We start from the raw sequence: 20,469 nt of genomic DNA on the forward strand, positions 1-20,469 counted from the left end.
TTATAAAATACCCTCTGTGTTTAAAAATGAAACAGAGGGTATTTTTGACTTAACTGGAAAACTGATTCAAGTTATTCAAAATCAAAATACATTAACTGTTCAGCATTTAACGCCAGGAAATTATATTGTAAAAATTGATTATTTAAACGCTACATCAGAAACCCTAAAATTGATAAAAAAATAGCTATTCGTCCAGAGCTCAAATGAATGGTAAAACAACCAATTTCTGAATACTAAAAATCATAAAAGAGCTTTCGTTATAAATTAGATAATAGCTTGTTAAAAATAATGAAGGTTAAGAATATATTGAATAAAAAAAGGCTGAATTCTTGTTAAGAATCAGCCTTATATAATTAAATTATTTTTTCAAATTGAAGTTTACTTATTTAAATGTATACTATAGAAATGATAAAATAAATAAGAATTACATTTTTCTAACTTGAGTAGCCATAATCCCTTTTTGACCTTGCTCTACTTTAAAAGAAACTTTGTCATTTTCTTTTATATGATCAATTAAATTAGATGTGTGTACAAAGATTTCATTTCCTGTTGTTTGTACTGTAATGAAACCAAATCCTTTAGCATCATTAAAAAATTTTACTATACCTTCTTGCATAATTTATATTTTTAAAAAGTAGAGAATAAATAAATAATTATTACCTTATATCAAAAGGAACTAATTTTTTCTTTAGTAAAAATTATTTCATTATTCTCTATAATTTATCAACTTAACGCGTGATAATTAACGGTAATATTGGAGATTAAAACAATTTAAAAATTGTAAATAATAAAAAGTATAAATTAAAAGGAAAAAATTACAGTAGTCTTAAAGGAATTTAGCAAAAAGCTAAAAATAATAAAAATGTAAATCAAACTATTTAGTTTGTAACTAATAATATCTCATCTCTGATATTTGTACAAATGTATACTAAAATAGTTGAAAATAAAAATATATTAATAAAATTAAATAATATTTATTTAAATAGCAGTAAATTTTAAATATTATTGCAAATATTTAAAATCTAAAAAGTGTAAGGAGCTAATTATTTTATAATCCATCTTACTATATAGTGCACAATAGTAGTAGCTATTAACGTCATAAATTTAGTTTAATTGTTCAGTTAATTTTGTCATATTTTTATATACTATAAATCCAATAACTTTTGCTTCAGGATATAATTGACAATTTTTCGGGCGGTATCATCCAAAATAATCTATCATTTATACTAATGAATTTATGGATTTACACTACATTTGAAGATATATTATATGCATATAATTAAATTCGATAATTCTTATTCCAATTTATTTTTTCAAAGATTGTTCAATGTTTTTTTCTGGTTTTTCTAGACTTTTATTCACTTACCACTTTGATTTTAATACTTTAATCTAAGATGTGTAGAACTATATAAGTTTAGTTCATTCCTCCTGTTTCTAAATGAAAGTTTCTTATCGTTTGTGTATATGAAATGAAACAATAGATTCATTTTTAATTTCTTAAAATGAACAAAAACAACACTGTTAACCTCTATGAAGAAAAAAATATATCTTTTAGTATGGACCATCCTTATTCCTATATTTGGCTGGTTGGCTTATTTTGGTCACTACTATTTTTCTGGAACATTTTATTCGTTTATTTTATCTTTCATGCTTATAGGAAGTGTACTTGCTGCCGTGCACCATTCTGAAGTTATTGCTTATCGGGTAGGGGAACCATTTGGTACGCTTCTCTTGGCATTTGCCATTACTGTAATCGAAGTTGCTTTGATTATTTCAATTATGCTGGGAGCAAAAGGTTTGGAAACCATCACACTTGCCAGAGATACTGTGTATGCAGCTGTAATGATTATCATTACTGGAATTATAGGTGGATGTCTTATTATAGGTTCTATAAAGTTCAAGGTACAAAATTTTACACTTCAAGGTGTGAGTACCGCTTTAATTACGCTTACTTCTATTCTTATTTTTGTGCTTATTTTACCTAATTATACGATTAGTCATAATGGAGGTGAATATACATCTACCCAATTAATTTTTGTGTCTATTATAAGTTTAGGCTTATATCTTGGTTTTACAATGATGCAGACGATTCGACACCGTAGTTATTTTGTCTCTCCAGAGAACAAATTATCTGAAAATATGGTGTTACCTAAACTTCCTGAAAAACCATCTCGTAAAGAAATGTACATCAGTATTGTATTTTTAATTTTATGTCTTGGTATTGTGGTATTATTAGCAAAATTACTCTCAAAAGATGTGGAACATATGGTAAAATGGGCAGGTGCACCAAAATCTCTTGTAGGTGTAATAATAGCGGGTATTGTACTTCTTCCAGAATGTTTGGCTGCATTTAGGGCTGCGAAAAATAATCAAATTCAAACATCGTTGAATTTAGCTTTCGGTTCTGCTTTGGCAAGTATTGGGCTTAGTATTCCTGTAATAGCAATAACATCTGTTGTTACAGGAATAAGAATGAGTTTGGGAATTGATACTAAATCTACTATTTTATTGGGATTATCATTATTTATTATTACAATCTCTTTGGCAACAGGAAAAACCAATATTATGCAAGGATTTGTATTGATTTCAATTTTTCTAATTTATCTTTTTACAATAGTATTTCCTTAAAATATAGTTGCATATTTATCTAAATTTTAACCACTCTGAGAAGTATTTTATGTTCACAATCCTCACAATATGCCGAATCACCATCTCTTATTAATCGGTTTTCTAAATTAATCTCTATACTACAAATAGGGCAATAGATGTAGTGATCTGCAAATTTTAGATCAATAGGTTGCTCCAGAACTGTAGGTATTTCTAAGACGGAGACACTTTCGTTTTTTGTGTTTTGTTTATTGTCTGCCATAATTCTTAAATTAATTGTAGTATAAATTTAACTCATATTTATAATTGTTTACTTAGGTTACTAATATGATACATATACTTGTTTATAGTCGTTAGTTTATATAAATTTGACCTTTTTGGTCAATCAAATATTCAACAAATGGATATAGGTACAATAATTAAAGAAGCAAGGTTGAAAATAGGAATGTCACAAAAAGATTTAGCGACACAAATTGGCTGCGATGTTTCTTTTCTTTGCAAAGTTGAAAAAAACGAAAAGAAGTTAAGTTTAGAAAAGTTGGAATTAGTATCATCTATTCTAAATTTAGACTTCTTAAAATATAAAAATGAATATTATTATGATAAAGTTGATTCAATTTTTGAAAATGAAAAAGAGGATTATAAAGTCATGATAATTAATAATATAATTAATAAAAAGAATGTATAGTTTTATTGATTTATTCGCTGGTTGTGGAGGATTAAGTGAGGGATTTTTAAGTACAAATAAATATAAGGGTATAGCACATGTGGAATGGGAATTACCTATGGTAAGTACACTTAGAAATAGATTAGTAACTAAATGGAATCATTCTTTAGAAGATGCAGAAAAAAGAGTTATTCATTTTGATATACAAAAAACAGAAGAATTAATTAAAGGAAATTGGTCTGAAGAGTCGAGAAAAGAATTTTTAAATACCAATCATGTAGATATTGTAGACAAAGGTATTAATGGTTTAGTAGATGAAAAATCTATTGATATAATAATTGGAGGACCTCCATGTCAAGCATATTCTATTCATGGTAGAGCAAAAGATAAAAATTCAATGAAAGATGATTATCGAAATTATTTATTTGAATCTTTTGTTAAATTAGTAGATCAATACAAGCCAAAGATTTTTGTTTTTGAAAATGTTCCTGGAATATTAACGGCAAAGCCCGGAGGGGTAAATATTACTGAAAGAATATTTGAAGCTTTTGATAATATAGATTACAAAATATTAAATCCTAGTGAATTATCTACTGCTGTTTTTGATGTAGTAAATTATGGTGTAGCACAATCTAGGAAGAGAGTTATAATAATTGGTGTAAACAAGAATTCTAACTTTGATTTAGAAGAAATTTATTCATTAATCAGAAGTAAACAAGATTTAAATAATAAAAAAACTGTATTAGATTCTATTGCTGATTTACCGAAGTTGTATCCCCTAAAGGAAATTATAAAAGTTAAGGGTAAAAATATTTCTCATAATTGTGATAAGGAATCTGAAGATATACAACATATTCCTAGATTTCATAATTTAAGGGATTTAAATATTTTTAAAGAATGGATTACTAATGCAATGAATTACTATTCTCAAAAGGATAAAATTGAATATTATTATAGTAAAACAGGTAAAACAACTTTGTATGCCAAGTATAAAAACTTAGAATGGAATAAACCTTCACATACTATAGTAGCTCATTTGGAAAAAGATGGTTTAATGTTTATTCATCCAGATCCAGATCAATCGAGAAGTATTACAATTAGAGAAGCAGCACGTTTAATGAGTTTTCCTGATGATTATAAATTCATAGGAAGTAATGCAAAATGCTATAAAATGATTGGTAATGCAGTACCGGTTAAATTTTCAAAAATAATTGCTGAATCAATTTCAGAATATTTGACAAATAAAATTAAATAAATTACAAAATGAATGTTTTAATAGCTTGCGAAGAGAGTCAGGCAGTATGTAAAGAGTTTAGAAAGCTAGGAATACAAGCATATAGTTGTGATATATTACCTTCAAGTGGAGGTCATCCAGAATGGCATTTTAATGAAGATGTTTTTAAAATTATAGAGAATAATGGTGGTATTACAGAAAATGGAGACATTGTAAATGTTGAAAAATGGGATTTAATGGTTGCTCATCCCCCATGTACATACTTAGCTGTAAGTGGTGCTAGATGGTTTTATCATCCTGATGATAAGGAATTACCTTTTTCTGAGAGACGTCCACATCCTCGATTCCCTAATAGAGCACAAGATAGAGAAGATGCTTTAAATTTTTTTATAAAACTATTTGAGGCACCTATTGAACGAATAGCAATTGAGAATCCAGTTGGTATTGTAAGTTCAAGATATAGAAAACCAGACCAAACTGTTCATCCATGGATGTTTGGCGATGAAGCATCAAAAGCAACATGTTTATGGCTAAAAAATTTACCACACCTAGAACCAACTAAAATTGTTGGTAAAGGAGAAAGAGTGGTATTATCAAGTGGCAAATCATTACCGAAATGGTACTCAGACTCATTTAACACAAAAATATCAACCGAGCAAAGAAGAACACTAAGAAGTAAAACATTTGAAGGTTTTGCGAAAGCTATAGCCGAACAATGGTCAAAATTATGATTTTATGATAAAAATATTTAAGTTTAGGAAGAATGATTTGAATCCGTCTTTAGGAAAACAAATTGAATTTAATCAAAATGTAGTATCAACTTTTTTTGGCTTCTCAAAAGATGAAGTTGAAATATATATTACATATAAGTCACTTTCGCCGAAAGATACTTTTAATAATAAAAAATTTAAAAATTTTTTAAAGTTATCTCCATCTAGAGGAGATTATAAAGTATATTCAAATTCTGATGAAACTGAAAATATTAAAGATCTATTTATTAATATCTTAAAATTAAACGAAACAAATAACCTAGATGATTATTTCGCTTTAATTAAAAAGGATGCTATAAATTATGATTTATATTTCTTACCAAAAGAAACTAGTATATCTAGCTTTTTAAGTTCAATTAATAATAGTGTTTTTGAATATGATACAACAAATGTTAATACTGTTGTAAATTCTAATATTAACACCAATATACCTATTATATTATTTACTGATAAATCTTTAAGGGGAATTATTCTTAAAACTTTTAAAGTTATTTTATCAAAAGTAAATGAAAATGATTTATTACAATTATCACAAAAAAAGGAATCTAAATTAGATGAAAGTATAATAAGTGTATTATCATTTCCTAATTATTTCAATACTGATGCAATAATAAGCTATTTCAATGAGCCACAAAATAAGGAGCAATTAAAATCCGGTGGAATACAACGTTATTTTGATGAGAACTTAAATTTAGTAAAATATCCAAATTCTTATTTGATAAATCAGTGGTACGATAATGATAAAAACAATACTAGTTTGTTTAATTTTAATAAGTTTTTATCGGATTTGACAGAAGGTTGTTTTAAAATTATTAAAGAAGATGATGTTTTTAAACTTGTCAGTTTTAATGATGAAATAACATTTGAAATTAAAAATAGGATACTAGGCTTCAACAAAATATATTTTGGCCCTCCAGGTACAGGTAAATCACATGCAATTAAGGAGGAATTAAAAAAACTTGGAGCAAAAGGCGATAATTATTCAAGAGTAACATTTCATCCAGATTATGATTACCATTCATTTGTAGGTGGATATAAACCATTTACAGATACAGAAGATGACGATAAAATTAAATACAAATTTGTACCACAGGTATTTACAGATTTATATGTAAAAGCTTGGAGTAATACAAGTGAAGATTATTACTTAGTAATTGAAGAAATAAACAGAGGAAATTGTGCAGAAATTTTTGGTGATATTTTCCAATTACTAGACCGTAATCCTGAATATAATATTGAGCCATCATCTGAATTAAAGGCATATTTAAAAGAACAGGAAAATGAATTAAATAAGGATAAAACTGAGGAGGATGCTAAAGTAAATTTATTATTTGACGGTAAATTACAAATGCCTAATAATTTATCAATATTAGCTTCTATGAATACATCTGACCAATCATTATATCCTATGGATTCTGCTTTCAAACGTAGATGGGATTGGCATTATGTACCTATTGATTTAAAATGTACTGAATCTAATTTTACTATCAAAATTGATGACACTCATCAATATTCTTGGCTGGAATTCTTAGCTAAAGTCAATGATAAAATTTATAAAGTAAACAAATCCGAAGATAAACAGATCGGGAATTGGTTTATCAATGCTTCTAAATCTGAAAATAGTATCTCAAAAGAATTATTCATTAACAAAGTATTGTTCTATTTATGGAATGATGTATTTAAAGATGAGGTGTTTAACCCAGATAATATTTTTATAGAAAGAAATACTGATGGTACTAAGAATAGAGATATTTCATTCAATAATTTTTATAATAAAGAAGAACAAGATAGATTGTTAATTCATTTATTGTCAACTATTTTAAATGTTCCAGTAGTAAAGTCAGAAGATAAAGAAATAGTAGAATATAGCCAAGAAAATCAAGTGGTGAATGAAGCTGCCGAGCCTAACGGAGAAGTATATAACGAAAAGAAATCTGAATCTGAAGAATAATGAGAATATTATTTGAAGGTGCAAAATACAATATCAATGATTTAGAAAAATGCTTTGGTGATAAATTTTATCATCAAATAGGTAGTCATGGATATATAGACGTGGTTGGTTATTATCATTCCAATGATAACCAACTGTACTATTTTTTGCCCAAATTATTCATTACAGATAACGATGAATTTTTAGACACTAATATTTCTTATTTAAGTTTATTCAACGAAAATATAGAATCGCTTTTAAAAGAGGATATAACTTTATTGAATTGGTTTCGAAAATTCTTAATCTTGTTTTATAAATCATTAGCAGAATATAAAAATAGGGTTGATAGTAAAATCATTCAATTAGGAGATACACTACAATTAAGTACGAATGTAGGTACGAACGAATTTACATTTTTAGATTTAGTATTAACGATATTAAACTTCTACAAGAAGAATAAAGACTTTTTTATTTTTCATTCTAAAGAACAACAATCATTAAAACATAAAAAAGTTAGCTGGAATAAGACCATAAGAAAGCAACAACCTATATTTGTTGGTAATACTCCAATTTACGATAACCTAAATACAAAGGTTAAAAAAATAAATGATGACGAAGTATTAATGACTTATTTCTATTCGGTTTTAAATCATTTAAAAGACGAATATAAAGTAGATGTAATAATAGATTGTCCATATAACTTAATCAAAGGAGAGCGTTTTAAAATCTTTTTAGAAACAGGTTTATATAAAATCAAGAAGATTAAAAACAACTACTATTCAGATAAATTAAAAGCTATCTATAACTTATTAGTATTGTTTTTTGAGAAGTCTTTTGTTGGAAGTGTTAAAAATAAAAGTGATGATTTTATCATTGTAAAACAATACCATAATGTATTCGAGGATATGATTGATAAACTTTTATCAGACAAATTTTCAGATAGAAAAACATCTAATGGTATTTCTTTAAACTATCTTAAAAACAATCAAGATGGTAAAATCTTAGACCATCTATTCGAATTTGATAGCATATTAGATACAGACGAAAGTATTTTCTATATAGGGGATTCGAAATATTATAAGCATAATTCTAGTGTAAGTGATAATTCTATTTATAAGCAATTCACTTATGCAAAGAATGTGATACAATATAATATTGATTTGCTACAGGAAAATGCTAAAATACCTTCTTTAATTAATAAAAACATACGTTATAGAGATGATATTACAGAAGGTTATAGTATATCTCCAAATTTCTTTATTCAAGGTGTTATAAAGAATATAAATGATTATGATACAAACGGTTTAGTGCAAAATATTGAAAAAGGTACTGAGAAAAATGCTCACTTTAAAGAGCGGCTATTCGATAGAGATACCTTATTCATAAATTACTATGAAATCAATTTTTTATTTGTATTAAATAGCTATACTAATTATTCTCCTGATAAAATATTGGAAACAAGACAATTATTTAAAAATACATTTAAAACACATTTTAGATCGTATTTTAAAAACCATAGTGGTTTTGATTTCTATGAATTTAATTTTAATTCAGAGCAAGAACTTAAAGAGTTTGTCGATGTAGAATTTAGGCATATTACAGGTAGAGTTATAAGAACAATTACTAATCCAAATAAATTGATACTAGCAGTAAATCCAAGTAGAGAAAATAAACTAAAAGATAAGAGTTTACTAAATAGATTTATCGTAACTAATAATCCAATTACTAAACAAAAAGAATTTGTATATAACACCAATAGCGCTATTAAACCAGCTATTAACGATTATGAATTTTAAAATTATTACAACATACAAGGAGCAAAAATTTGCTCCTTTTTTATTTCCTTAAAATATTGTAAGTTAGTTGTATTGTAAATCCCCCATTTATCCAAATCAACCAAATTTGCCAAACACTTTTATACGCAACAGCTATTGCGTTATATCTCGCCATTGGTAGATGCAGTAAAGCTAAACTTTGTAAAAGACATCGAAGTTTGGATGAAGAACACCCAACTATCTAAAACAGAGTACACCACTTACGATAAATACACGTTAAAAATAGAATATTCATACCTTATCAATAGCCTAGCGTTATTAATAGCGTATGATGGCGTATCTAAGGTGGCTACACAATCCATCAACACATTTAATATTCCAACCCATCATTTCAAAAAAGTAATATTCAGAAACGAGATTTTAAGTTTCGATAAGCTACATAACGAAGCTAAATTACATTTGGAGGAAGTATATCAAGTGTTAAACATCGAATCGTTAAACTAAATTAAATTCAATTTCTCATTAGCATTAATCAGAGTAATGTTTGTAAAACGTTGAATCGAAGACTTAGACGATGATAACGAACGACAAAATTCATTGCTAAAAACGAATTTGAATATTGAAAAAGGCTGAAGAAAGTGTCATATGATAGAATTATTATTACTTTTTATTCATGATTTTTTATTGTTTTCAATTGAATTCATATGCCCTTCGGGTAAGTCTTGATCAAAAAGTAATCAAAAAATCAAGACTTCGATTTTCGCCGTTCAATTATCATATTACTCACTAAAAAGATTAAATGATTCGCATAGGCTCACTAATCTTTTTTACGTTCGTTTCAATGGATTGAAGCTCATCTGCAAATCGTATGTCGACTCTAAAATTCGTTGTTAAAAATGATTGAGGTTAAGGTTAAAGATAGAATTGGTATAGAAAGAGGAAGTCTAAGAATGATAAAATAAATTGTAAGGTTAATAAATGGGGAATAAAGTAGAGGGAAAATCAGTTTTTTTTCAAAAGAAAAAGTATATTTATAAAAACTTAAATTGATGTGTCAAGTTTATTCTGATATTACGTTTTGTACTTGTTCTGATTTTGATATCGATCAAGTGGAAGCCTTACACCATCATTGGGTATTGTATCGTTACAATGAAATGCTAAACGTTGTTATTGTTGGCGAAATAATCTTAGATGATTTTCTTAAAACAATTCACCCAAATAATATAGTCGAAATTGTACTTACCAAACTGAATAACAATACTTTGTTTGATAAGGTGATCGATGTTGTAGATAAAGATCGGTTGAAAGTTTCGATAACCTACGATCAAGTTCATTTAAACTATGGTTTCGAATTTGAGAATGGGATTTGGTCAGCAATTGCGTATGATTATTTTACTTGGGCGAATAAACTTGAAGCGATTAATGGCGGTAAAATAAAATTAATGGAAAATGAATCGTAGTATGCTTCTGTTGGTAACTTTTAAGACTTCAATATAGAAAATTGAATGAGTAACAATTGATTACGTAAATTTGCACTATGCAACTGAATGATAGATTGAAAAAGTTAGTGAACGAAGTACCAAAAAATAGTTGTGGCGTGTATTATTTATACAATGACAAGCATGACATTATCTACATTGGTAAAAGTATTGATATCAGAAAACGACTGATTCAGCATTTCAAATCGACTGATAAAAAGGAAGTTAAGTTGCAACATTTCACTCATTCTATTCGTTTTGAAAATACAGGAAATGAACTAATTGCTTTGTTGAGAGAATCTGAATTAATTAAACAAAATCTACCAATTTTTAATCGAGCTCAACGCAAGATTAAGTTTTTTTATGCCTTATACAAAGAAATAAATTCGGATGGTTATCAAGCATTAATCATAAAGAAAATAGATAATTCAGGAAACGAAATCATTTCTTTTACATCGCTCAATGAAGCCAAGAATTATCTATTTTATATCACAGATAAGTATAAACTTTGTCAAAAAATAAATGGATTATACAAAACAAAATCAAGTTGTTTTCAATATAGTTTAGACGAATGTAATGGCGCTTGCATAAACCAAGAAGATGCGAAACTTTACAACAAAAGAGTTCGTCAGTATTTGAAAACGGTTCATTTGCCTAAAAAAGATATTTTACTTGAATTAGAGGGGCGTACAGAACATGAAAAAGGAATTGTATTGATTGAAAAAGGTGTGTACAAAGGCTTTGGTTATTGTGATAAATTACTTAAAAACATTGATGAAATAAAATCTTGTATCGAATTAAAACAGGATAATAAAGATGTACGAAAAATATTATTTCGACACCTTAAAGCTGAATTAACTCGATAAGCGCACTTATTTTTCTTTAGATTTTTATAATCTTTATCTTAAAAACAGGTTATAAATATAAAATTTAAAGAAAGGATTTGCGATATTCCAATGGCGTTACTTGAGTTTTGGATTTGAATAGTTTATTGAAAGACTGCGAATGTTCAAAACCCAATTCGTAGGCTATTTCACTTACGGACAAATCTGTTGTAGATAGCTTTTCTTTGGCTATTTCAATAATCTTTTTATGAATATGTTGTTGCGTGTTTTGTCCGGTGTACTTTCGGAGCAAATCGCTTAAATAATGTGTGGAAATATGGAGCTGGTCCGAAAAATATTGTACGTTGGGCAATTCACCATAATGTTCTTCAAAATACGCTGAAAGTACCGTTTCAAAATTAGCAATTATCGACTGGCTGGCATTTTTACGGGTAATGAATTGACGGCTATAATATCGGTTGGTATAGTTAAATAAGAGTTCCAATTGCGAAATCATCACATATTGACTATGCGCATCGATAGAATGGTGGTATTCATTTTCGATATTCTGAAATATACTTTCCAACAAACGTTCTTCCTGCGCAGATACGTGCAAAGCCTCGTGCACGGCATACGAAAAAAAGCCATACTTTTTGATCGATTGTGCCAGCGGATAGCCTTGTATAAAGTCTGGATGAAAAACAAGTCCCCATCCAGTGGCTTCATACTGATCGTCTAATTTCATCACTTGTCCCGGACCATTCATTCCCAATACTCCTTCATCAAAATCGTAATAATCTTGACCATATTTAAACTTACCTTTTACATTTTTCTTCAAAAATAAACTGTAGAGATTAAAAATAGCCTTTACACCTTGTGCTTCTTCAGGAATAGCCATTTCCTCGAATTTAATAACGCTCACCATAGGATGCAAAGGTTTTTCTAAATTTGCCAACCGATGAAGTTCTGAAATCGTATTGATAACAATGGGTTTGTCGTTTTTCATAATCAAATATACTAAAACAAGAGCTTATAATTTGCACGATCATCTCTTTCCATTGTCCAGAATACAGGATCTGCAACGCCCTTCAAATCCATATAGCCCAATACGGTATTGTCATCAATTTTCACAAAATGATCATAAATCGCTTTGTCATCATACAGCATTGTAGCGGTAAGTTTTCCTCTGTGTTCTACCATACGCAAGCGCGCTTTTGGTTTGCGGGTCTGGAAAAATGGACGAGACAAAGTGGTTAAAATTCCCATTAATTTTGATTTTGGAAATTTCAAATGCAAAGGGATATTTCGAGGATTGATCGAATACAACGATGTTTTATCCGATCCGAAAAACACCAAAGGATGCACTTCTTCTTCTGAATTAAATATTTTCCCGTACCAACCGCCATCTTTCAGCATACCATTCATTTGATGATTGGATTCTATCTCGGTACCTTTCCAACGTCCGATCATAAAATCTGCGGTTACCGCTGGCAAACTGTCGTATATGCTTAGCATTTCTTCTGTAGTTGCAGTTTGCGTTTTCATTACTTCTTCTAATGTTTTCATTTTAATATGTATTTATTTACAGGACAAAATTAGAGAAGCTTGAACGACTTAATGTATCTGAAACGAAGCGTTTTGTAGCTAAAATGAAGTGATGAAAAAAAGTATTGGAAGAGGTGAATTCAGTGGAGATAGAAGCGAGCTGGATTAGCCTGAAACATTATGTTTTTAACATAAAAAAATATCTCAAGGTATTTTGATATTTTCTGTTGTGCGGGATTTAGTAAGCTGAATGTTTTCAACTTGCGTTTCATCCCGCATTATTCAATTTATACAATTCCTAAACCAATACTTAATCTGATTAATCCAAAAATAATAGCAATTGCACACATAGCAATTCCAGCTTTTGCATTTCCTTTTGGTTCGTCATCATTTCTCGTATAGGCCACAATACTAATAATTAATCCCAAAATTGCGAATGGAATATTTATCCAATTGAATGCTCCAAGGCATGGAATAAAGGCTAAAAACATGCCACATATTGATAAAATTCCCATTACTAAGCTTGCTGTTTTCATAATTTTTTAAAGTTTGTTGTAATTATTAAAATGTTGATTAATAGAGCTAAAAATAAAAATGGACTAAATTTATTTAGTTCATATGCTTTTAGAAAATTAAACTCTTTTATTTGGTAAAATGCACGTGTTGTTCCACACAAGAAACATTCTTTATTTAAAAGTTTATATTCACAAGTTGGTATTTTTTCGAACATTAATGTAGAAGGGATAAACAATAGGGTAAATACTAATAATATAGAAATCAAACCGCTTAAAACCCAGATGATTTTAAGAGCATTTTTTAAGTCTTTATTTTTAGAAAGTAGTTTCGATACCATGTTTTTCCAATGGAATTAAGTCATAAAAAAATATAGAATTTAAAAAGGAGTGAAGGATAAGTGTTTCAAATCGTTTAACTTAGGATTTTTCCTTCCATCTTACAAATTCTATGTGATTAATACACAACATTAGTAACGTAAAAATAATTAACTTATTATGATACAAGCACGAAAAGATGCAACCGGCAGTGTTCCAAATGTGTTGGTGAATCATAAAAAACACATAAACAATAAATTAACCATAAAGTAACTTTACCCAATGGTGGACTGTTGTCTACTATTGGGTATTTTTATGCTCTTAAAAACAGCTAAAATCAATTCATTTGATAACCTTGTGTATCAGATGTGTTGGTGACTCGTAAAAAACACACAAACAATACTTTAACTATAAAAAAAACTTTACTCAATAGTGGACTAATCCCTACTATTGGATAATTTAATTACAATATTCTAGTTTTTACTACATTAAGATTTAACATATCCGCATACTTAAAATATTTTTAAAGTGGCATTCAAAGGTGGTATTTGGCTCTTATTTGCCGATACAGAAAGTGTAAAAGTCTTTATTTATCAATGGTGTAAGGGGGTGTGGTGTAGTTTTGGTTTTGTGTATTTTATAAAAAGTTTAACACTTATGCCCGAATATCAGTTGATAAAATTATAAAATAAAATAAGAAATGCTTAATTTATTTAACAATTTTAATAATTAGAACTAAATAATTTATTAAATATAGTATTCAATGTTAAACTAATTGGTTTCGAATTCAAATTATTTAAATAAAATCACTGATGTAAAAATTATTAATTTTTAAATATAATAAAACGTATTATGAATTCAGTGAATGTTTTTATATCTCATAATTTGTACGTATATTTGTACATAATAAAATACATGATTATGTTAATAGCAAGTGTTTCAGATTTCAGAAAAGATTTAAAATCTTATTTAGATAGAGTTTCAAAAAATTTTGAAACTTTAATCATCAACAGAGGAAAAGATTCTGGTATTGTTGTAATGTCTCTTGAAGAATACAATTCATTAATGGCGACAAACTATGAATTATCTTCTCGTATCAACGAATCAAGACTTGATTCAGCCATTGAAAAATTAAAAAGTAATCAATCTTTCGAAAAAGAATTAATCGAAGAATAAATGAAATACATATTCGTAGATGAATCTTGGGAAGATTATTTGTTTTGGCAAAAAACAGACAAAAAAAAAGTCAAACGAATCAATGATCTATTAAAAGACATCTCTAGAACACCTTTTACAGGAATAGGGAAGCCAGAGCCTTTAAAACATAAGTATTCGGGGTTTTGGTCACGAAGAATAGATGATGAACATCGTTTAATATATAAATATGAAGACGGACAAATACTTATTGCTAAATGCCGTTTTTATTATGATTAAAATATAAAATCCATGCGAATATGTATGGATTTTTTTATGTATAATAATGTTTTTGTTAAGTTTATAAAAAATATTCTATTGTCTACGAAGTGATGAAGTACGACAAAGAACCATAATCAATAAAGTCATCCAATAAAAATATTTCGCCAAAACGAGATTTTAAAACTTTTGTTTCTATTTGAATTTTAGATGAATACAATATTTAATGATTTTTACTTTGTCACAAATTTCATTGATTTTTGTGACAATATTTAATTTAAAAATGTAATTATAGTAATTCTATATCTTGTAATTTTCGCCCAAAACCCGATCGTGCGGATTTGCAATCCGTGCTACATAAAAATAGAAAATAAGTTCATTGAAATAAAAGTGTAGTATGTCAACAAAATACAAAGCAACCGATAGTAGCAGTGTATATTTTATAACCATAACAACAGTAGAATTGTATAGATAAAGTCACGGATTGCAAATCCGCGACATCGGGCTTTTAAGAGCATTTTTTAAGTCTTTATTTTTAGAAAGTAGTTTCGATACCATGTTTTTCCAATGGAATTAAGTCATAAAAAAATATATAATTTAAAAAGGAGTTAAGGATAAGTATTTCAAATCGTTTAACTTAGGAGTTTTCCTTCCATCTTACAAATTCTATGTGATTAATACACAACATTAGTAACGTAAAAATAATTAACTTATTATGATACAAGCACGAAAAGATGCAACCGGCAGTGTTTCAAATATGTTGTTATTACACAACTAACACAAAGACAATTATTTAACCATTAAATAACTTAACCCAATAGTGGATAATCTCTACTATTGGGTATTTTTATGCTCTTAAAACAGCTAAAATCAATTCATTTGATAACCTTGTGTATCAGATGTGTTGGTGACTCGTAAAAAACACACAAACAATACTTTAACTATAAAAAAAACTTTACTCAATAGTGGGCTAATCCCTACTATTGGATAATTTAATTACAATATTCTAGTTTTTACTACATTAAGATTTAACATATCCGCATACTTAAAATATTTTTAAAGTGGCATTCAAAGGCGGTATTTGGCTCTTATTTGCCGATACAGAAAGTGTAAAAGTCTTTATTTGTCAATGGTGTAAGGGGGTGTAGTGTAGTTTTGGTGTAGTTAAGTTTATTAAAAATTTAACATATTGAAATAAAATATCTTTACTAATTTTTATAAAAAATGTTTGACTTACTAATAAAATAATAGTGCTTGAGCTTCTAACTTGATTTTTTTTTCTTTTAAATCTATGGAATTTTAATTGAGACATCAAATAAAAAAGTGAAACTATGTATTCCTTTCTTAATTATAAACTTTTAACGATTATTTAAATTATAATGTTAATACCGACTTCACAAAAATAAATCTTTAAAATAAATTAGAATTATAATTATAAAATGACATAGTTTTTTAATAAGCTCGGATATTATTTTTAATATTTAGTATAATATTATTCTTTATTTGTTTTAAAATGGTATATTTGTAAACTAAATACAAGAAATGAATTTCAAATTAATCAAAGATGTAGTTGATTTAATAGAAGAATTTGAAAAAGAAAATAAGTTTATTTCTAATGCTTCTATTGATGATTTTAAAAAGTGGATTATTTTAAATAATCATCTAGAAAGTTCTTGTGATGTACCTCATTGGATTGGAAAAGAAAAAATGAGATCGGCTGAAAGTGTTATAAGTACATTACTTGTTCATATGAATAGATATGCAAAAAGTTATTCAAAGTCTGCTATTATAGGATCAGATTTTTCTTCTCAAGAAGATTTTATTTACTTAATTAATTTAAAGGCATTTGGAGAAATGTCTAAGATGGATTTGATTAAGAAAAATGTACATGAAAAACCTGTAGGGATGCAAATTATAAATCGTTTAATTGCTAAGGGTTGGGTTGATCAAGCTTCTTCTGAGCTTGATAAAAGAAGCAAAGTTATTAAGATTAGTCCCGTAGGTTTAGAAATTTTAGAAGAACAAATGGAAAAAATTAGACTAGCAACACAAATTGTAGCAGGTAATTTAACTTATGCTGAAAAAATAGAATTAATAAATCTACTCAACAAACTTGAAGCTTTTCATCAAGATATTTATCAAAAGAATTTTGATACAGAAGATTTATTAGATGAGGCTTACAAATATATTAATTAAAAAAATAACTACTATGAAAAAGAGTGTATTTTTCTTTCTAATTTTCTGTTGTTCTTTGTACTGTTTTTCACAAACGAAAACATATCAATTGTCCAGTCATATTTTAGATAATTCTACTGGAGAGCCTGCACCATCTGTTTCAGTTACATTACAGAAAATGAATGTGGACAATTCGTGGACTAAGGTAAGTACACAAATTACAGATAAAGATGGTAGAATAGGGAATTTTTTACCTTATGGTCAGAATAATGACGGTGTTTATAAACTCGTATTTCATATTGAATCTTATTTTGATAGAAAAAAATTGCAAACATTTTATCCTTTTATCGAGATTGTTTTCCATATTAAAGGGGATAAGCATTTTCATGTACCATTGACTGTATCTCCTTATGGTTATTCTACATATAAAGGAAGTTAAAAACGAGATATGAAAAAAAGAATTGCCATTATTGGATCTGGATTTTCTGGTTTATCAGCTGCTGCTTATACAGCAAAAGAAGGACACGAAGTACATGTATTTGAGAAACATAATCAGCCAGGCGGAAGAGCAAGACAATTAAAAACAGAAGAAGGTTATGTATTTGATATGGGACCTAGTTGGTATTGGATGCCAGATGTTATACAAGATTTCTTTGAGGATTTTGGTTATAGTACTTCTTCTTTTTTTGAATTGATATCGTTAAATCCTCAATTTGAGATGATTTTTTCTGATGAAAAAATAGATGTACCTGAAAATTTTGAAGCACTAAAAGCAACCTTCGAAAAAATAGAGAAAGGTGCTGGCTTTCAATTAGAAAAATTTATGAAATCTGCCAAATTCAAATATGAAGTAGGAATGAAGGATTTTGTACATAAACCTTGTGTAAATTGGAGTGAATTTATTTCTCTTAAAATTGCTAAAAGTGCATTGAGATTAGATTTACTATCTAATTTTAGAGCCTATGTTGCACGGTATTTTAAAGATAAGAAATTGAGAGCTTTAATGGAGTTCCCCGTAATATTTTTGGGCGCATCTCCTGAAAAGATTCCAGCCTTGTATAGTTTGATGAATTATGGCGGTTATGTACTAGGTACTTATTATCCTAAAGGAGGTTTTTACCAACTGGTATTAGCAATGAAAAAAGTAGCAGAAGAACAAGGGGCGAACTTTCATTTTAATTCGAATGTTGAAAAAATAAATGTAAAAAATCAAAAAGTAAGTTCCCTTCTTATAAATGGTAAAATCCATGAATTTGATGAAGTAATTGCTTCTTCTGATTATCATCATACTGAAACACTTTTGAACGAAGAGTACAGAAATTATACCGCTGATTATTGGAGAGAAAGGACTTTTGCACCGTCTTGTCTTATTTTTTATCTAGGTTTTAACGAAACCATTCCGCATTTAAAACATCATACACTATTCTTTGAACATGACTTAGATCTGCATATAGATAGTATATACGAAGATAAAAGATGGCCTGAAAAACCTTTGTTCTACGCTTGTTGTTCCTCAAAAACAGATCATTCAGTAGCACCTAATGGTAAAGAAAATTTGTTTTTACTAATGCCGATTGCTACAGGAATAAATGACATTGAATTTGTACGTCAGAAGTATTTAACGGAAATGCTCTTGCGATTAGAAAAGCATACAGGTACTCAAGATTTGCAGTCTAAAATCGACTTTAAAAGAAGCTATTGTGTCAGAGATTTTGTGTCCGATTATAATGCTTATGGTGGTAATGCTTATGGATTGGCTAATACACTTAATCAAACAGCAGTACTAAAACCTAAAATAAGAAATAAAAAGCTAAAGAATTTATTTTATACTGGTCAGTTAACTGTTCCTGGACCAGGAGTTCCTCCCTCTATTATATCTGGTAAAATAGTGGCCAATGAGATCAACAAAATAAAAAATTAAATCCGTATGAAACAATTATTTGATGAGCTTTCTTATTCGGTGAGTAAGATGACAACTCAAAAATATAGCACAAGTTTTTCTTTGGGTATTCTTGCCTTAAAACCTTCTATTCGATCGGCTATTTATGCGATTTATGGTTATGTTAGGTTGGCAGATGAAATAGTAGATAGTTTTCATGATTATAATAAAGAGAAACTTTTAAAAAGATTGAGAAAAGAAACTTTGCATGCATTAAATGAGAGGATATCGCTTAACCCTATCTTACAATCATTTCAAGAGACTGTAAATTATTATAAGATTGATAAAGAGCTTATCGATCAGTTTTTGAGTAGTATGGAAATGGACTTGCAACAAATAGAATATAACTCGGACTTATACAAAACCTATATTCTAGGTTCTGCTGAAGTAGTAGGACTCATGTGTTTACAAGTTTTTACAGATGGTAATAAAGATAAGTATGTAGAATTAAAACCTTATGCGATGAAATTGGGCTCTGCTTTTCAGAAAATTAATTTTCTTCGAGATTTGAAAGAGGATTATCATATTTTGGGTAGAACTTATTTTCCGAATGTTGATATAAGTGGTTTTGATGATAAGATAAAATACGAGATAGAAAAAGAAATTGAAGAAGAATTTCATGAAGCATTAATTGGAATTAAAAAACTTCCAGCTTCGTCTATTTTTGGAGTCTATCTAGCATATAAATACTATCTTTCTTTATTTAAGAAGATCAAAAAAAAATCATCCAAAGAAATTTTAAATGGAAGAATTAGAATAGCTAATTCTGAAAAAGCTTTTGTTGCGTTTAAAAGTTACTTAAGATATAAAGCTGCTTGGTTATGATTAAAATGTTAGGGTTTCTCATGGTGGGATTTATAGGTTTTATAAATCAAACTGAGGTAGTTCTAGAAGAGCTAAGGGCTAATTATGCTAAGTTATCTAATGACAAAGAATTATGTGCAAATGTAATAGTTGAATTGGACCATATAAAAAATATATCTGCTATTTATTTGGGGTATTTAGGTGGTGCTCAAACAATTAATTCCAAGCACGTGTCTAATCCATTAAATAAGCTTAAAACTTTTAATAAAGGTAAAAAGAATATAGAGGAGGCTATACGTATAGAACCTGAAAATTTAGAATTGAGGTTTATTAGATTATCAGTACAAAAAAACACACCCTCATTTTTGAACTACTATTCAAAGGTTGAAGAAGATACGCAAATCTTATCGGAAAACAGGCATAAAATATCGTCTATAAATTTGCGTAGAAATATTGAAAAAATTTTAAACGAATAAGT

At 28.2% G+C, this 20,469-nt stretch carries 22 protein-coding genes; 17 read left to right on the top strand and 5 right to left on the bottom strand.

Annotation, left to right across the window (positions count from 1 at the left end):
* The first annotated feature begins 16 nt into the window (after positions 1-16).
* Positions 17-184: a T9SS type A sorting domain-containing protein gene (locus tag IF125_RS03345; protein ID WP_225541503.1), complete on the top strand. Its 168-nt coding sequence runs from the start codon at positions 17-19 to the stop codon at positions 182-184.
* A 240-nt stretch (positions 185-424) separates the two neighbouring features.
* On the opposite strand, the gene IF125_RS03350 is transcribed toward IF125_RS03345, so the two are convergent.
* Positions 425-616, bottom strand: coding sequence for a cold-shock protein (locus tag IF125_RS03350; RefSeq protein WP_171623587.1), 192 nt, complete (start codon positions 614-616; stop codon positions 425-427).
* 914 nt (positions 617-1,530) lie between these two features.
* On the opposite strand from IF125_RS03350, the gene IF125_RS03355 reads away from it, so the two are divergent.
* The 9 genes from IF125_RS03355 (at position 1,531) to IF125_RS03395 (ending at position 11,327) form a co-directional block, all read left to right on the top strand.
* Positions 1,531-2,628 carry a calcium:proton antiporter gene (locus IF125_RS03355; RefSeq protein ID WP_171623586.1) on the top strand — a complete coding sequence of 366 codons (1,098 nt, stop codon included), beginning with the start codon at positions 1,531-1,533 and terminating at the stop codon, positions 2,626-2,628.
* A gap of 379 nt (positions 2,629-3,007) precedes the next feature.
* Positions 3,008-3,295, top strand: coding sequence for a helix-turn-helix domain-containing protein (locus IF125_RS03360; RefSeq protein WP_225541504.1), 288 nt, complete (start codon positions 3,008-3,010; stop codon positions 3,293-3,295).
* On the top strand, positions 3,288-4,529 hold the full coding sequence (locus IF125_RS03365; RefSeq protein ID WP_225541505.1) for a DNA cytosine methyltransferase: 1,242 nt from the start codon (positions 3,288-3,290) through the stop codon (positions 4,527-4,529). The genes IF125_RS03360 and IF125_RS03365 overlap by 8 nt, the downstream gene beginning before the upstream one ends.
* A gap of 8 nt (positions 4,530-4,537) precedes the next feature.
* Positions 4,538-5,239: a hypothetical protein gene (locus tag IF125_RS03370; protein ID WP_225541506.1), complete on the top strand. Its 702-nt coding sequence runs from the start codon at positions 4,538-4,540 to the stop codon at positions 5,237-5,239.
* A gap of 4 nt (positions 5,240-5,243) precedes the next feature.
* Positions 5,244-7,229, top strand: a complete 1,986-nt coding sequence (locus tag IF125_RS03375; protein ID WP_225541507.1) for an McrB family protein — start codon at positions 5,244-5,246, stop codon at positions 7,227-7,229.
* Positions 7,229-9,004 carry a hypothetical protein gene (locus IF125_RS03380; protein ID WP_225541508.1) on the top strand — a complete coding sequence of 592 codons (1,776 nt, stop codon included), beginning with the start codon at positions 7,229-7,231 and terminating at the stop codon, positions 9,002-9,004. The genes IF125_RS03375 and IF125_RS03380 overlap by 1 nt, the downstream gene beginning before the upstream one ends.
* A 135-nt stretch (positions 9,005-9,139) precedes the next feature.
* On the top strand, positions 9,140-9,487 hold the full coding sequence (locus tag IF125_RS03385) for a hypothetical protein (RefSeq protein ID WP_225541509.1): 348 nt from the start codon (positions 9,140-9,142) through the stop codon (positions 9,485-9,487).
* A 545-nt stretch (positions 9,488-10,032) separates the two neighbouring features.
* Positions 10,033-10,443 carry a hypothetical protein gene (locus IF125_RS03390; RefSeq protein WP_225541510.1) on the top strand — a complete coding sequence of 137 codons (411 nt, stop codon included), beginning with the start codon at positions 10,033-10,035 and terminating at the stop codon, positions 10,441-10,443.
* A gap of 77 nt (positions 10,444-10,520) precedes the next feature.
* Positions 10,521-11,327 (top strand): GIY-YIG nuclease family protein, encoded by an 807-nt coding sequence (locus tag IF125_RS03395; protein ID WP_225541511.1) that lies wholly within the window; start codon positions 10,521-10,523, stop codon positions 11,325-11,327.
* Positions 11,328-11,391: 64 nt separating this feature from the next.
* On the opposite strand, the gene IF125_RS03400 is transcribed toward IF125_RS03395, so the two are convergent.
* The 4 genes from IF125_RS03400 to IF125_RS03415 form a co-directional block, all read right to left on the bottom strand.
* A complete protein-coding gene (locus IF125_RS03400) occupies positions 11,392-12,291 on the bottom strand; it encodes a helix-turn-helix domain-containing protein (RefSeq protein ID WP_225541512.1) in 900 nt (299 codons plus the stop codon).
* An 11-nt stretch (positions 12,292-12,302) separates the two neighbouring features.
* Positions 12,303-12,851: a DUF4334 domain-containing protein gene (locus tag IF125_RS03405; protein WP_225541513.1), complete on the bottom strand. Its 549-nt coding sequence runs from the start codon at positions 12,849-12,851 to the stop codon at positions 12,303-12,305.
* Between the two features lie 266 nt (positions 12,852-13,117).
* Positions 13,118-13,366 (bottom strand): hypothetical protein, encoded by a 249-nt coding sequence (locus IF125_RS03410; protein ID WP_225541514.1) that lies wholly within the window; start codon positions 13,364-13,366, stop codon positions 13,118-13,120.
* Complete coding sequence (locus IF125_RS03415) at positions 13,363-13,683, bottom strand: DUF2752 domain-containing protein (RefSeq protein WP_225541515.1); 321 nt, start codon at positions 13,681-13,683, stop codon at positions 13,363-13,365. The genes IF125_RS03410 and IF125_RS03415 overlap by 4 nt, the downstream gene beginning before the upstream one ends.
* A gap of 898 nt (positions 13,684-14,581) precedes the next feature.
* On the opposite strand from IF125_RS03415, the gene IF125_RS03420 reads away from it, so the two are divergent.
* The 7 genes from IF125_RS03420 (at position 14,582) to IF125_RS03450 (ending at position 20,467) form a co-directional block, all read left to right on the top strand.
* Positions 14,582-14,836 carry a type II toxin-antitoxin system Phd/YefM family antitoxin gene (locus tag IF125_RS03420; RefSeq protein WP_171622164.1) on the top strand — a complete coding sequence of 85 codons (255 nt, stop codon included), beginning with the start codon at positions 14,582-14,584 and terminating at the stop codon, positions 14,834-14,836.
* A complete protein-coding gene (locus IF125_RS03425) occupies positions 14,837-15,094 on the top strand; it encodes a Txe/YoeB family addiction module toxin (RefSeq protein ID WP_225541516.1) in 258 nt (85 codons plus the stop codon).
* Positions 15,095-16,615: 1,521 nt separating this feature from the next.
* Positions 16,616-17,269: a MarR family winged helix-turn-helix transcriptional regulator gene (locus IF125_RS03430; RefSeq protein ID WP_225541517.1), complete on the top strand. Its 654-nt coding sequence runs from the start codon at positions 16,616-16,618 to the stop codon at positions 17,267-17,269.
* Positions 17,270-17,357: 88 nt separating this feature from the next.
* Positions 17,358-17,687, top strand: coding sequence for a hydroxyisourate hydrolase (uraH, locus tag IF125_RS03435; RefSeq protein WP_394369876.1), 330 nt, complete (start codon positions 17,358-17,360; stop codon positions 17,685-17,687).
* 9 nt (positions 17,688-17,696) lie between these two features.
* Positions 17,697-19,169 carry a phytoene desaturase family protein gene (locus tag IF125_RS03440; RefSeq protein ID WP_225541519.1) on the top strand — a complete coding sequence of 491 codons (1,473 nt, stop codon included), beginning with the start codon at positions 17,697-17,699 and terminating at the stop codon, positions 19,167-19,169.
* Between the two features lie 6 nt (positions 19,170-19,175).
* A complete protein-coding gene (locus IF125_RS03445) occupies positions 19,176-20,012 on the top strand; it encodes a phytoene/squalene synthase family protein (protein WP_225539251.1) in 837 nt (278 codons plus the stop codon).
* Complete coding sequence (locus IF125_RS03450; RefSeq protein ID WP_225541521.1) at positions 20,009-20,467, top strand: hypothetical protein; 459 nt, start codon at positions 20,009-20,011, stop codon at positions 20,465-20,467. The genes IF125_RS03445 and IF125_RS03450 overlap by 4 nt, the downstream gene beginning before the upstream one ends.
* The last annotated feature ends 2 nt before the right edge of the window (positions 20,468-20,469 follow it).

The organism is Empedobacter stercoris, assembly GCF_020281205.1.
In the GTDB taxonomy this organism is placed as follows: domain Bacteria; phylum Bacteroidota; class Bacteroidia; order Flavobacteriales; family Weeksellaceae; genus Empedobacter; species Empedobacter stercoris.